8 protein-coding genes, 1 tRNA gene and 2 pseudogenes are annotated in these 14404 nt (G+C 69.8%); 7 read left to right on the top strand and 4 right to left on the bottom strand.

Features of this window, described 5'->3' with window-relative positions:
- Positions 1-87 precede the first annotated feature (87 nt).
- The 3 genes and pseudogenes from ABZ937_RS08680 to ABZ937_RS08670 all read left to right on the top strand — a co-directional run bounded on the left by ABZ937_RS08680 (position 88) and on the right by ABZ937_RS08670 (position 4126).
- Positions 88-768 (top strand): SMI1/KNR4 family protein, encoded by a 681-nt coding sequence (locus ABZ937_RS08680; protein ID WP_361687616.1) that lies wholly within the window; start codon positions 88-90, stop codon positions 766-768.
- A gap of 789 nt (positions 769-1557) precedes the next feature.
- Complete coding sequence (locus tag ABZ937_RS08675) at positions 1558-2862, top strand: MFS transporter (RefSeq protein ID WP_361687613.1); 1305 nt, start codon at positions 1558-1560, stop codon at positions 2860-2862.
- A 224-nt stretch (positions 2863-3086) separates the two neighbouring features.
- A pseudogene (locus ABZ937_RS08670) lies at positions 3087-4126 on the top strand (vWA domain-containing protein).
- Between the two features lie 404 nt (positions 4127-4530).
- Here ABZ937_RS08670 and ABZ937_RS08665 read toward each other — a convergent pair.
- Positions 4531-4869, bottom strand: a complete 339-nt coding sequence (locus ABZ937_RS08665; RefSeq protein WP_361687610.1) for a hypothetical protein — start codon at positions 4867-4869, stop codon at positions 4531-4533.
- A gap of 491 nt (positions 4870-5360) precedes the next feature.
- Here ABZ937_RS08665 and ABZ937_RS08660 point away from each other — a divergent pair.
- Positions 5361-5455: transfer RNA gene (locus tag ABZ937_RS08660), tRNA-Arg, on the top strand.
- A 150-nt stretch (positions 5456-5605) separates the two neighbouring features.
- Here ABZ937_RS08660 and ABZ937_RS08655 read toward each other — a convergent pair.
- Positions 5606-9325, bottom strand: a complete 3720-nt coding sequence (locus ABZ937_RS08655) for a CHAT domain-containing protein (RefSeq protein ID WP_361687607.1) — start codon at positions 9323-9325, stop codon at positions 5606-5608.
- A gap of 435 nt (positions 9326-9760) precedes the next feature.
- Here ABZ937_RS08655 and ABZ937_RS08650 point away from each other — a divergent pair.
- Positions 9761-10013: pseudogene (locus ABZ937_RS08650) on the top strand (transposase); the annotation flags it as partial.
- 79 nt (positions 10014-10092) lie between these two features.
- On the opposite strand, the gene ABZ937_RS08645 reads toward ABZ937_RS08650, so the two are convergent.
- Positions 10093-10764, bottom strand: a complete 672-nt coding sequence (locus tag ABZ937_RS08645) for a TetR family transcriptional regulator (RefSeq protein WP_361687604.1) — start codon at positions 10762-10764, stop codon at positions 10093-10095.
- A gap of 151 nt (positions 10765-10915) precedes the next feature.
- On the opposite strand from ABZ937_RS08645, the gene ABZ937_RS08640 reads away from it, so the two are divergent.
- Positions 10916-12049 carry an NAD(P)/FAD-dependent oxidoreductase gene (locus ABZ937_RS08640; protein ID WP_361687601.1) on the top strand — a complete coding sequence of 378 codons (1134 nt, stop codon included), beginning with the start codon at positions 10916-10918 and terminating at the stop codon, positions 12047-12049.
- A gap of 174 nt (positions 12050-12223) precedes the next feature.
- On the opposite strand, the gene ABZ937_RS08635 is transcribed toward ABZ937_RS08640, so the two are convergent.
- Positions 12224-12862, bottom strand: coding sequence for a hypothetical protein (locus ABZ937_RS08635; protein ID WP_361687598.1), 639 nt, complete (start codon positions 12860-12862; stop codon positions 12224-12226).
- A 282-nt stretch (positions 12863-13144) separates the two neighbouring features.
- Between ABZ937_RS08635 and ABZ937_RS08630 the strand changes: the two genes are divergently transcribed.
- Positions 13145-14119 carry a CorA family divalent cation transporter gene (locus ABZ937_RS08630; RefSeq protein ID WP_361687595.1) on the top strand — a complete coding sequence of 325 codons (975 nt, stop codon included), beginning with the start codon at positions 13145-13147 and terminating at the stop codon, positions 14117-14119.
- Positions 14120-14404 lie beyond the last annotated feature (285 nt).

The following is a 14404-nucleotide window of genomic DNA, read 5'->3' as shown; positions in this document are numbered from 1 at the left end:
ATGCGCCGGGGGGCTTGGGGCCCGGGTTGCTTCTGCGGTAGCGATGGCCCGGGCCGGAGTGTCAGTGGCGGGACGTACGGTCCAGGCATGACTGATCAGTGGTGGGTGGACGTACGTCAGCGGGTTGAGGCGGCTGGTGCAGGGCCTGCGGGCAGCAAGGTCTTCGGAGCATGGGGGCACAAGTGGGTCGTGGAGGACCCGCTCACCCAGGGCGAGCTTGCCGAACTCGAGGCTCAGATCGGCGTGCGACTGCCGGAGGAGTACCGGAACTTCCTGCTTCACGTGGGCGCGGGCGGCGCGGGCCCCGCGTACGGCCTGTTCCCGGTTCGGCGCGTGCAGGGCCGTTGGCGATGGGAGGGCGACGGCGCGGACATGGCTGACCTGTCGAGGCTTGCCGAGCCGTTTCCTGACCAGGGTCCGGACCCGAAGTTGCTAGACGATGTTCTCGCTCAACGTCCCGAGGAAGAGGACTTCGATGACATCGAGGACTTCGACGACGCCATCGAGGCGTGGGACGAGCGGTGGGAGGCCGTCATGTTCGCCCCGGAGCGCACCGCCGGCGCGATCGTGATATCCCACCTGGGCTGCGCCCAAAGAGAGTGGCTGATCATCAGCGGCAGCCACCGCGGCACGATCTGGTCCGACTGCCGGGTGGACGACGTCGACCTCGCCCCGCTCCTCGACGACGACGGTGCACCGGTGAGGTTCGCCCGCTGGTACACCGACTGGTTGGAGAAGGCCGAGCGCACAGCCCTGTCGATACCGTAGGTCGCCCTCCTGTGCTGCTGAGGGTTGTAGTTGGCGAAGCGGTCGAGGTATGGGGTTGTGACCTCGCTTCCGTGATGGCTGCGGCTGGAGGAGGACGCGGGCTCTGAGCAAGGGGGGCGAGCGGGGCTCGGCCGTACATCTGCCGAGCATGCGCGGGGGCCTGAGGCCGAGGCGACAAGTTGTCGAAGTGGCGCTGTCCGTTGACCATGAAGTCGCAGCTTCGCGGATAGGCGTTGGCTCGGACGCTCGCACCGAGGACACCTGCCTGACGGGCGAGCGGCACCTTGCCGCGTCGACAGCCAAGTGGTCCTCGACGGCGATGAGCTGCCGCGAGTTGAGGCTCGTACCCGGCAGCAGAACCTCTTCAAGGTTCTCCACCCGCATATAGAGGGCTCCCCTTGGCAGAACAGCCCTGCACCCAAGGCGGTGCCAGTCCCGGGCGCTGCGGTCGACATGCGGCTCCCAGGGCCCGAGCGGCCGGTTGAGTCGCCCACCCTCGTGACCGGTGCGTGCAGCCGGACTCCTCCCGCCGTCTGCCTGACCCCTGATCGCCTTTCGCGCCCTGCCGAGCGGGAGCTAGTCTTCGGCGCAGCGAGTGACTCACGAGGAGCGAAGACATGGTCGGTCGTCCGAGCACGCGTTGACTTTTGAGGCCGTGAGCGGCCTGTCATCGCGTGCTGCCATTGATGCGCGGCACAGCGAGCCTTCCCTTCCCGCTGCCTGAAATGGTCGGTGCACCCGCCGTGCACCGGTCGGCAGGTCTCGTCTTCGGTCATCCGAGGGGTCCCTGTGCCGTCCTCCTCTTCCGCTGTATCCGATTCCGGTCGACCTGTTCCGTCAAGTCTGTGGCGGGACGGCGACTTCCGCAGTCTCTGGGTGGGCCAGACGGCCTCCCAACTGGGCGAACATGCAAGCCTGGTGGTTCTGCCGCTCTTCGCGGTCCTGACACTCAACGCAGGTGCCGGCCAGCTGGGCGCCCTGCGCGCGGTGGGGCAGGCGCCGATCCTGCTGCTGTCGCTCTTCGCCGGCGCGTGGGTGGACAGATGGCGGGCCCGCACGCTGATGGTGCTGACGGACGCCGGTCGAGCTCTGGTACTGGGCGCCGCCGCCGTGGCCGGCCTCCTCGGTGGGCTCGGCCTGCCCGCGCTGCTCGTGGTCGCCTTCGCCGTAGGAGCTTTGTCCGTGTTCTTCGACGTGGCATACCAGGCGTCGTTGGTACGACTGGTGAAGCGCGATCAGTTGATGCGGGGCAACAGCGCGCTCGAGAGCAGTCGGTCCGCTGCGCAGATCGGTGGTCCTGCCCTTGGCGGTACGTTGGTTTCTGTGCTGTCGGCGCCGATCGCTGCCGCCTTCAGCGCAGTGTTCTTCGCGCTGTCGTTCCTGTCGATACGGCGGATCGGTCGCCGTGAGTCGATCCCGGAAGGCTCGGAACCCCCTCTTCAGGTCTGCCGGCGGATCCATGAGGGCCTCCGCTTTGTCGCCGGCGACACCTCGCTGCGGACCGTGTGTCTCGCATCAGCCGCCTTCCAGTTCTTCTTCGCGGCTGTGATGACCGTCTATCTGCTGTTCCTGCCACGGGACCTGCATCTGTCGGGCACCGCCGTCGGGCTGGCACTCGCGGCGACGGGGCCGGGGGCGCTCCTGGGGTCGCTGCTGGCCGCCCGCCTACCGAGCCGCTTCGGATATGGCGCTGTGGTCGTGTCCGCGACTGCACTCGGCGACGGCGTGTTCCTCTTTGTGCCCGCGCTGCACGGCTCCTCCGCGGTGACGGTTCCCGCGCTCCTCACGGTCAACTTCGTCTTCGGGACCTTCAGCCAGCTGGTGAACGTCACGGTCATGGCCGTCCGGCAGATCGTGACTCCGGACGGCGTGCAAGGCCGCGTGGCCGCGACGATCAACTTTGTCGGCATGGGGCTGACCCCGCTCGGCTCGCTGCTCGGCGGCTTCCTCACGGAAGTGTGGGGAACGCGCACCAGCCTCCTGCTAACAGCCGCAGGCATGCTGCTGTCGCCTGCCCTGATGGCCCGGTCCCCACTCGCCCACCTGGGACGGACGCTTCCCATCCCGCCGCAGACTCCGGACCCGTCTACGTAGCGCGGAACCCGGCATGGCATGCGCATGGGCCATGACCGACTGGCCAATGAACGTGCCAGACACACTAGTGCGCAGAGCGGCACCGGGCTGTGACAGTGCCCGGGGTCACGTGCTGCGTCACGGCTGCGCCCCTGGTCAGGTGGGCTCCAGACCGGGAACCAAGATCGATTGTCAGTGGTGGGTGAGAACGTAGAAGCATCGAGTCGGAATGAGGGGGAGCTGTCATGTCCGGAAGCCAGAACTACATCAATCACGTCGCCCTTGTCCTGGATGCCAGTTCGTCCATGTCGCACCTGAGCCGCAAGGTCGTCGAAGTCGCCGACCAGCAGATCGCCTATCTTGCCCGCCGGTCGAGGGAGCTGGACCAGGAAACCCGCGTCACGGTGTATGTCTTCGCCGACAAGGTGGAGTGCGTCATCTACGACAAGGACGTGCTGCGGATGCCTTCGCTGAAGCAGCTGTATCGGGTCGGCGGGATGACGGCTCTGCTGGCGGCCGCACTGAAGTCGCAGCGGGAGCTGGCGCTGACCGCTCAACTGTACGGTGACCACAGCTTCCTGACGTTCGTGCTCACTGACGGGCAGGAGAACGCGAGTCATCGCTGCCCGGATGCCCCTTCCAAGGATCCTCGCGAACTGGTCGAGGCCGTGGCCGGGATGATCGAGACGCAGGAGGTCAACTGGACGCTGGCTGTCCTCGTGCCGGACCAGATGGGCAAGCGCGAGGCCATGCAGTGCGGTTTCCCGAAGGACAACATCGCCATCTGGGACGCCACGAGCACACAGGGTCTGGAGGAGGCCGGGCAGGTCATCCAGCAGGCCACCGAGAAGTTCATGGTGGGCCGCACCCAGGGCATCCGGGGATCGCGGGCGGTGTTCTCCACGGGTGCGGAGGCGGTCAACGAGGACACCATCAAGGCAGCCGGCCTCCCCCGGCGGATCCGTCGCAGTACCAGCTGATCCCGGTTTCTCGTGACGCGGCGATACGGGACTGGGTCATCGAAAGCGGGCACACGTACCGTACAGGTGGCGCGTTCTACCAGCTGAGCAAGTCGGAGAAGATCCAGGCGCGGAAGCAGATTGCGGTGCTGGAGAAGAAGACGGACCGGGTCTACACGGGGCCCGAGGCGCGAGCCCTGCTCGGGCTGCCGGACGTAGAAGTCCGCGTCAAGCCGGACCACAACGACGACTTCACGATCTTCGTGCAGAGCACCAGCGTGAACCGGAAGCTCGTGGCGAACACACGGCTGCTGCTCATGCTCTGACACCTTGGTGACGCCTCGGAAGCTCCGTCGGGCCCCAGAAGCTGCGTCGTTCCCACTACCCCATCAGCAACGGAGTCGGCGGCCGCGGGCGCGGGGTTGGAGCACTCGGAGCTGGAGCGGTTGGGCTCGGGGGCCGCGGCTTTCGCAGTGCTTGCCGACCAGTTGGCGAGGCTGGCCCGGGTGTGCGCCCGGGCCGAAGGCACCGCTGCTGGAGCGGACCGCTGAGCCGAGGCGTATGGCGGTGCTCACCGCGGTGAAGCGGCTCCTGGAGGTGGAGGCGATCGATGAGGCTCTGGACCTGTTCCAGGTTGGCTCGTGGCCACCGGGCGGATCCGTACGGCGAAGCGCAGGCCCCGGCTGCTGCAGGGCAGGCGTCATGGCCGCCACGGAACCGGGAGCCCCCGTCACTTGTCCGGGGGCGGTGCGGTGGCACCCAGAGTCCGCCGGGCCTCCAGCCATACGCTCTCGAACTCCTCGGCGGAGATCGTGCCGGCGCGCGGTGCGTCCTCCCATCCGGTGAGCCTTCCCTCGGCGACGAGGCCGTACCGCTGCTTGTATCGGCCCATCGTGGCGGCGTCCGCACGCTCCTGATATCGGAGAACCTCCTCCAGAGAGGCAGCGGTCACTGGGGTGCCGTCGTCGGCTCGCAAGTCCACTTGCCGAAGGACCCATCCCTCCTCATCACCTTCGAAGTACTGCCACAGGTCCAGGGCCTCGTCATACGTGCGGATCCACATCACCATGGCACCACGTTCGCGCAGACAACGGGCTGCGTTGGTGCGGCACGCGCGTGACTGTGCACGGATCACCCGTCGCCGGGCACCGGGCGATCTCACCCACACCATCCCCTCATGTCATCTCTGGCTCAACGCGTTAGACGCCCTGGAGACCGTGGGGCTCCCGGCCCCCCGGACCGCCCAACAAGCCGTCCCGCGCCTTCCGCCGCGTGGGTGACGGTGACCCGCTCCCCATGTCCGACAAGCGGCGTTGCCCGCTCATGGACGTCTGGCGCAGGCACCGCCAACTCCACGACGGCGGCCGCCTCCGGTCCGAGGAACCTCGGGCGCTGGAGGAGTGAACGGCTTCTACATACGAGTCCGCGGGCATAGCCGCGGACATGGAAGCGGCCCGCCCTTCAGGAGCACGTCAGAGCCGCGTCAGAATCGCGTCAGAGCGCTCTGCCACCATAAAACACGTGAACGGCACCGCGGGACACCGCAAGGGCCGTGAGCAGGGAGAGGTGCCCGGAGCGGCTTATCGGGGACCAGGGCGACAGCCCGAAGTCGGATCCCATGTGGGTCCACGCAGGTTCGAATCCTGCCCTCTCCGCAACACACCACACCAGCCCACCGGACACCAGACATTGTCCGGATCCGGGCTCTCTCCCGTTGCGCATCGAAGAGCCGACAGGCCGACTCAGGGACTTCGAGCGGACGGTCTCCCGCGCATCCGTAGGCGCCGTCCGGCGTCGAGCGGGGCTCAGTAGGCCGCTGGGTTGCCCTGGTGGGTGAAGGCGGCCCACAGGTGGATCTCGTGCAGGTCGGTGCGGGCGGCCTCGCGGTGCAGCGGGTCGCCCAGGCCGGGCGGGGGCTGGCGGTCCGGGTCGAGCATCCAGAGCTGGGCGGCGCGCAGCGCGTCGGCGGGAGCGAGGTCCTCGCCGGCCAGGAAGTGGTGGAAGACTGCCATCATCAACGCGGTCGCGCTGTCGTTGACGGCCCAGCGGGAACCGACCACGTCGGCCGCACCCCGGGCGACCAGGGCGGTGGAGAGGGTCAGTGCCTCGTCGTGGTCGCCCGTGCTCAGGTCGGTCTCGCAGGCGCTGAGCACGACCAGCGGGCCGCCCGGGCCGGGCGCCGCGGCGTGGTCCAGGATCCGGGCGACGGTCAGTTCGCCGTCGGCCAGCGACAGCGCCGATCGCGTAGGACTCGGGCCGGCCACGCCGTGGCAGGCCACGTGCACGACCGCCGCCTGCCGGCCACCGCCCGGCAGCACGGCCAGGAGGTCGTCGCGGCTGCCCGGCGCGTCCGGCACGCCCTCGGCCGCCACGAACTCGCCATAGCGCCGGGCGTCCGGGTAGCAGGCCGAGCGCAGCGCCTCCGTCTCGATCTCGGCCCACACCAGGCTGAGCTGTGGGTCGGTGACCAGCACCCGGTGCCCGGTGGCGGGCAGCCGGTCGCGGGCGGCGGCCCGCAGGAACTGCGCGCCGGACGGGGCGTAGCTGAACACCGCGTCCTGGCAGGCGTACCGGTATCCCCCCAGCGGGATGTGCTTGCGCGCCGCGTGCCAGGGGACGGCGCCGAGGGGCCCGCACGGGACCAGCACGACCCTCGGCGGCCGGCCGAGAGGTTCCAGGGAGTCGAGGACCGGCCCTACGGCAGCGGGCCAGGCCCAGTCGCACAGCTCGCTCAGCGCCGCCTGCCATTCCGTCTCGGCGGCCTCCCGCGACACGCGCGACGCGTCCGGGTCGGCCGCCTTACGGGAACGGTCGGCGGCTGCGGCGAGGTACCGCTCCAGCTGGTGACTGCCGGGTGAGAGCAGCAGCGGCAGGGCGAGTACGGCCGGTTGGGCGCCGCCCGGGCGCAGGATCAGCGCGCATCCTGGGATGTGCGGGCGAAAGCCCTCTCCGGGGACCAGGTAGACCAGCGCGTCGGCTCCCGAGGCGGCCAGGGCGGCGGTCAGTGTGGCGGCGTCGGGAGTGCCGAGCAACTCCCGTGCGCCGGTGCCGTTTCCCAACCCCAGTGCGGCGAGCGCCTTGCGTCGCAGGCTGCTCGGTAGCTCACCTCCGGGGGCCAGGGCCACCACGGCCGCTGTCCTCGACCGGAGCGGATCCCCCTCGACCGGATGCGCCTCGCCCGCGTCCCCGTCCACCGGGTCCCCCTCGCGCGGCCCCTGCTGGAGTGGGTGCTGCGGTGCCTGTGCCCGCCACCGCTCGGCCAGGTCGGAGTGACCCCGGTCCGCCAGCAGCCGGGGCACGCCGTGTGCGGCCGCGGCCGTCTGGAGCACCAGGGCCCGGCCCAGCTCCAGCGCCTCGACGGCCTCGGCGGGGCGGAGCTCCTCGGCGCATCGCAGGGCCAGCCACAGCACGTGGCCGGTCGTGGCCCGGGCCACCGACAGGGCGTGCTCGGCGCCGAGTTGAAGCAGGACATCGGCGGCCATCAGTTCCAGTGCCTCACGGCGCGTGTCCAGGCTCGCCTTCCAGTCCTCACTCGCGCGCCCGCCACCGGTCACCGCGCTCATCCAATAGGCCGTGGACAGCTCCGTCAGGACCTCCACGCTCAACGGCAGGCCCTGGCCTTCGGCGGCCAGGACGCGGACCCGGCTCAGCTCGGCGATGCACGGGTCCAGCAGGCTGAGGTCACTGCGGTGGGTGGTCGCGCGGAGCATGGCCTGGCCGAGGGCGAGCCGCAGCCGGGCTTCGTCCCAGGGCGACGTCCGCGACGTTTCGATCACTCGATGGACCTCGGCGACGGCGCGGTCGATGACCTCCCGACGAGGGTCGGCCCTGGCCAGTTCGGTCATCAGCTGGGCCCGCACCGTGGGGAAGAACGGTGCGTACAACGGCGGGACCGTGGCCGGATCGATCTCCACCGCCTCCCGCAGGTACCGGGCGGCGGCTCGGAGGTCGGCCTGGTCTCCGGTGCGGCCGGCACGTTCGCCGTGGGCCAGGCCCAGCGTACCGACGATGACGAAGCGTGCGCCCGCGTCGGGTGTGGGCGAGGCGTACCGGTCGCTGAGCGTCTGGATCAGGTCCTCTGTCGCGTGGGCCAGCGCGGCCTGGTCCCGGCTGCGGCGGGCCAGTTGGAATCCGGCCCAGAGGCTGAACAGCGCCTGGACTTCGTCGCGTTCGTCCGTGGCGGACAGCTCCTTGGCCATCGACTGGGCGGCAGCTCCGTCCTGGAGGCTGCCTCCGAGTGTGGCGGCGGTGCCGATGCGATAGGCGAGGAGAGCGGTCAGGAACCGCCGGGCGGTCGCGACATTCGCCCCGTCCGCAGGGAGGGCGTCGATCCACTCCCGGAGCCAAGCCGCGCTGCGCTCCACGCGCGCGATCTCGCCGTTCGACACCCATAGGTTGTCGATCGAGGTGGACAGGATCAGTTCCAGGCTCAGCTCTCGCCGCCAGACCGAACGCGCCGCGGGGTCGGGGTCCGGCCGGATCATGGCCGCGTCCACCTCGCCGAAGTCCAGCGTCTGGGGCATCCGGAGGTTTCCCGCCACCAGCAGGGCCGCGTGGAACTTGGCGACGCGGATCCGCTCGGGTGCGTCCGCCGGCAAGGCGAGCAGCGCCTCCCTCAGTGCCTGCGCGGCGCTGCGGAGGCGTTCGGCGAGCAGACGGGGATCGTGGCCGCCCGATCTGAGCGCGGTGAGCAGCTCGTACAGCGGCGCGAACCGCGGCTGGTCCAGGCCCAGATCCTCCAGTTCCCGGCCGGCGTCCGCCAGGGGGACACGGGGATCGTTCAGGGTGACGCACAGCCACTCCAGGAGGCGTGCGAAACGCACCGCGTCCTGGCGCGCCCAGTCCACCAGCCCCTGGACGGCGTCGGCCGGCGCCTCCTCCACGGGCCCTCCACCGACCGGCCCCGCCGCCTCCTCACCATCGTCGCCCTCCTGGGGCAGAGACGGCACTCCTTCCTCCCCGGGCGGGCCGGGGAGCGAGGAGAGCATGGTCGCGACCTGCTCCATGACGGCCAGCACACTCTCCCTCATCGTCAGGTCCCCGGCGACGATACGGGCGAGAACGTTCAGGGCCTCGGTCAGCTGCTCCCGTAGGGATTCGACCAGGGGCGTCGGCCATGAGCCGTCGCGTGCCTCCGCAGGAATGCCGGGCGGGATGAGCAGATCGGCCAGGCTGCTCCGAGCCTGCATGGCGAGCCGGTCGCTCAGCGGCCTGGCGCGGTCGGTCCACCGCAGATGGCTCAGGACGGCCTCCCGCTCCCGCGGATCGGCGTCCGGTCGGCCCTTGAGCCGCGCCCGCATCAGCAGCCCGAGCCAGGGCACGACAGCCGCCCGGGCCGGATCCTCCGCCGGTAACAGCCTCTCGACGGTGGCCAGATGCTCGGTCACCCACCGCGACGCGGCCAACTGCGGGTTCTTCTGCACGTGGGGCCACAGCTCATGTGCCTGGCGAACTGCGACGGCAGCCCAGGCCCGCAGCCCCGCGACGTCCGCCTCGCCGTGGTCTTGCTGCTTCTCCTCGGCCATGCGTCCCCCCGGCGACCGATGGTCCCTGCCCGCTCCCCGCAATGATCCGCGACCAGGCAGGGATGGTCGCGGATCGAGGACAGGTTAGTGGCTGGTGTCGGAAAGCGGTCAAGCGCCGTGCGGAAAGCGGACGTTGAAAGCCCGGAGCCGGTGCGGATCGGCCATACTCGCGAAGCCCCCGGGCCCCATGCTCGGGGCTGCGTCGGTCGGGCACGTTCGCGTAGGTGGCACAGCAGAGCACACGAAGGAGAGAACCTCGAAGGGGCGGCCCGCCCTCGGCCGCGGAGAAGTCTCAGCCCGGACGTCTCCTTGGTGCGGACGGCGAAGCGCGTACTGATCGGTGGTGTGCTTTGCGAGGGGAACGTACCGGCCGTCCGTGACCTGGGCATGCCTGCTCTTCCCCTGGCCCAGAACAGGCCGGAGTCCCGTCGACCGGGCCGGCCGGGCTCCAGGCACCACGTGATCTGCGATGCGACCGGCGGCCCGCTCGCCGTGAGCCACCCGGGGAAGCCGTAACGACATCGCCCAGCCCATGCCGTTGCTGATGGCCATCGCGCCGATCCGAGGCCGACGGGGCCGACCACGGCGGCGGCCGACTCAGATCCTGGCTGACCGCAGCTACGGCCACGACTGCTACCGCCGCCACCTGTGGGCGCGAGGCATCCAGCCCGTGATTGCCCGCCGGGGCACACAGCAGTGGCTCCCTCGTGACGGGGCGTACTCCTCTCCTGCGTGGCACGGATTGGCTCCAGTGGTCGGCCGGTCGGCTACCAGCGGGCGGTGATTCCGGTGAGGATGAGGTCGATGCCGGCGAGGAACTCATCTCGGTCGTCGTGCTCGCGCAGTTGGCCTGCGACGCTTCGGGTGAACGGGTACTGGTCGGGGTCGAGTTCTTCCCACCTGGTCGCCACGGCGTCCAGGAACTCGGCCCGGTCCGTGCCCGGCTGAACCGCTCTGGTGTGGGCGGCGTTCTGGCCCGCCACTCCGAGGATGTAGCTCATCAGCGCGGAGGCTGCGGTGAACTGAGCGGCTTCGGGCACGTGCAGCGCCTGGACGTGGCGTCCGATGTGTTCGAAGACCCGCAGCATCCGTGGCTGTCCGGGTGTGCGGGCGAGGTACGTGCCGACCCATGGGTGGGCGTCGATGGCGTCGAACACGCCGAGTGCCAGGGCGCGGATGGCTTGCTTCGGCGTCGTGTCGGTGTCGTCATCGGCGACGGTGGTGGTGACGACGGCGTCGATGGCGGCGGCGAGGAGTTCGGTCTTGCCCGTGACGTGCCAGTAGATCGCCCCCGGGCCGGTCGCGAGGCGCTCGGCCAGCGCGCGGAATGTGAGCCCACTCTCGCCCACCGTGTCGAGGAGTTCCACGGCGGCGTTGACTATGCGTTCCCGGGAGAGCGGTTCCTGCCGTCGTTCGGGGCGGCGCGACCTGGTTGCCATGCCTTGATTCTAAACACCTTGGAACACCGTTCCACCTTGACAATCCCTGGAACGCCGTTCCACCCTGGATCTCGAATCCGCTGGAACGGCGTTCCAGGCGTGCCGCCTGCAGGGTGTCCGCCGAGCGGTCCCCGATCAGGAAGGAAGCACCATGACCACTCCGGTCACGATCATCGGCGCGGGACTCGGCGGCCTGACACTCGCCCGCGTCCTCCACGTCCACGGCATCGCGGCGACGGTCTACGAAGCGGAGACGTCGCCGACTGCTCGCACCCAGGGCGGCCTGCTCGACATCCACGAGCACGACGGGCAACTCGCGCTCAAGGCGGCCGGGCTGTTCGAGGAGTTCCTCGCCATCATCCACAAGGGCGCCGAGGCGTCACGGGTGCTCGACAAGGACGGAAAGGTCCTGCTGGACGAGCCCGACGACGGTACCGGCGGTCGTCCGGAGGTGCCCCGCGCCGCCCTCCGGCAGATTCTGCTCGACTCGCTGCCCGCCGGCACGATCCGGTGGGGACGCAAGGTCACCGCGGCACGCGCCCTCGGCGACGGCCGGCACGAGGTGACGTTCGCGGACGGAGCGACCGTGACGGCCGACCTGCTGGTCGGCGCGGACGGGGCATGGTCGAGGGTCCGTCCACTTCTGTCCCCGGCCAAGCCCGAGTACGTCGGCACGTCCTTGATCGAGACCTATCTGTTCGACGCCGACACCCGTCACCCGGCCAGCTCCCGGGTCGTCGGTGACGGCTCGCTCTTCGCGCTCGCCCCCGGCAAGGGGATCGCCGCCCACCGCGAGCCGGACGGCGTCCTGCACACCTATGTGACGATCAGCAAGCCGCAGGAGTGGATAGAGTCCATCGACTTCACCGACGCGGGCATGGCCAGGGCTCGCGTCGCCGCGGAGTTCTACGGCTGGGCCCCGGAACTCACCGCCCTGATCACGGACGGCGAGACCGCCCCGGTCCCGCGCACGATCAACACCCTGCCGATCGAACACCGCTGGGACCGCGTGCCCGGCGTGACACTGCTCGGCGACGCCGCCCACCTGATGCCCCCGTCCGGCGAGGGAGCCAATCTCGCCATGTACGACGGCGCCGAACTCGGCAACGCCCTCGCCGCGCACCGGGACGACATCGAGGCCGCGCTCACCGCGTACGAGGAGGCCCTGTTCCCGCGCAGTGCCGCGGCTGCGGCCGTAGCCTCCCGTATCCACCAGATGTGTCTCGACGACAACGCCCCGCACAGCCTGGTCAACTTCTTCACCGGCCACGGGCAGGTCGGGTGAACCACAACCGCCCCGCGCCGGCGAGACCGGGTGCATCGACACTGTCCGGGCCCCGACGCCGTGATGACGGCCACTGCCCATGAGTGCCCTCCCGGGCGGGGGCCACCCTTCTCCCCCACTGCTTCCGCGCTCACATCGGAGTCCCGAGGCGCCAGTGCAGTGGGGCCTTCCGGATCAGGAGCTTGTGTCCTCCCCGCCGACGGCGTCAGGGAGGAGTGGGGCGGATGCCTGCCCCGCGATGACAGTGACGCCCATGATCTGCTCCAGCCGGTTCAGGAGTGCCGCGGACAACTCCCCACGCGCCTCGTCAGCCGCTTTGAGTGCGCCCTGCAGAACCTCGGCCTGATCGGCGTCCATCGGCTCCCTCCTGATCACCGCCGCTCGGGTCAGTCTCGTCAGGCGGCCAAGCGCCGACAGTACCCGGAGCTGATCGGGGCCGAACGGACCAGAGGGCGCGGAGGGGTAGCCGTAGCCGGTCTGCTGGATCCAGATGCCGTCATGCAGTGCGTGGTCAAGGGCGGACTGCGCGCTGTTGCGGGCGGTGGTCACCGCTTCGTCGAATGCGGTGATGTCCACCAGAAGCCCGAGTTCGAGATCCTGAACGGTCCGCGCCAAGAGATCACGCCAGGTGCGCGTCGTGGTGCGCATGAGGATGATCCGCGTCGTCTCCGCCTCCCTGCGCGCCCTGCCTTCTGTCTTGCCGGCCTCCCTTCGCGCGGCTGCCGACAAATGCAAGGGACCCCAGTAGGCGGCGGCAGCTGTGATGAGTGACCCGCCCAGCGCGCCCAGTAAGCCGTAGACCGTCTCGGACATGGCCTGGTTCTTCCCCTGGGAGGGATGCCGCTATGCAAAACGGACGCTTCTTGATTTGGCCCGGCCACTGGTAGAGGAGGTATGAGCGCGCGGTGGGGGACGCGGGGAACTGCACCTGCGTGAGGGGTGCGCCCCGGCCCCCTTCATCCGTTCGGAGGTCTTCGCGCGACGCGCACGAGTGGCTTCGGGTGCACGGACTCCGCGGCGCGGGGACGCTCAAAGTTACGGCTTCGGCTTCGGCTTCGGCTTCGGCTTCGGCTTCGGGACTGATGGTGAGGGGCGATGATCGTAACGGTGGTGTCGATGCCGGAGGCGACCAGCGAGCGTGCGGGCGTCACGGAGGCACGCCGCCGACTCGACGCCGCCCGGTTCCTCCTCGTCGATGTCGAACTGGCGCAGGAGGGCGCGGAGGAGACCGAGCCGGTGGCCCGGCTGCTCGGGCTGGGGGGCGAGGAGCTGGACTGGTTCGGCCGTACGGACGAGCCCGTCCGTGCCGACTTTCTCGGAGGTCTCCTCGGCCTTGTCGTGCCGGTGGTCCACGACGAGCGGATCGTCCACGTCCACGCGGTGGCGAGCGACCGCTTCCTGGTCACCGCGCACCGGTACCCGGCGGTCCTGGCGGCGCACCTCATGGGAGACCTACGGCGGGAGAAGCCCGACGACTCCGTGGCCGTCCTCTTTCTCATGCTCCAGGAGGCCCTGACGACCTTCCGACGGGCCGCGGTCGCGGCGCTGCTGGAGGTGGAGGAGCTGGAGGACGACATGTTCCAGCAGCGGCGCCCCGAACAGGTGTACCGGCTGGCGCAGCTGCGCCGCCGCTCGGCCCTGCTGCACCACTCGCTTCTCCCGTATGTCCAGGTGGTGGACGAGGTCATCACCCGCAGGCTGATGAGTCGCGACTTCCCGGAGGAGCGGCAACGGCTCGCCCGTGAGTTCCAGCACGCGGCCCGTACGGTGCTCACGACCATCGAGACCCTGCAGGACGCCTCACGTCGGGCGTTCGCCAGCTACTCATCCCTCGTCGCGGGTGAGCAGAACACGGTGATCAACCGGCTGGCCATCGTGTCGGTGATCTTCCTGCCCCTGTCGTTCCTGACCGGGTTCTTCGGCATGAACTTCACTTTCCTGACGGACAAGCTGGAGACCAGGGACGAATTCTGGCTGATCGCCGTGGGACTGCAGGTTGCCGTCCTGTGCAGCTCTCTCTACGCGCTGCACCGCACCCGCATCTGGCGCCGGCTACAGGACGAGGACTAGCCGGTAGGCGCCGGTGCCGTGGGTCTCCTTTCGTGGCGGGTCGGGCGGTGTCTGGATCGGTCGTGGGACTGGTGGGGGACGTAGGAGGGCCGTAGGAGCCGTTGCCCAGCCGCAACGGCATGGGTGACGTCGGCTCCGTCCGTGCCCGCAACCGGGTCCAGGCCCTGTACGTGCGGCGCCAGCGCCAGGCGGGGCAGCATCAGCGTCATGAACGACGGCGACGCCTCGGTGCCGGTGTCGTCCCCGATCCGGGCTATGCCGGTTTTCGTCTCAGGGAGCGGGCGC

Source organism: Streptomyces sp. NPDC046727 (genome assembly GCF_040645635.1).
Classification (GTDB): domain Bacteria; phylum Actinomycetota; class Actinomycetes; order Streptomycetales; family Streptomycetaceae; genus Streptomyces.
Note: the sequence above shows the minus strand (reverse complement) of the source record. Positions and strands in the feature narration are given on the sequence as shown.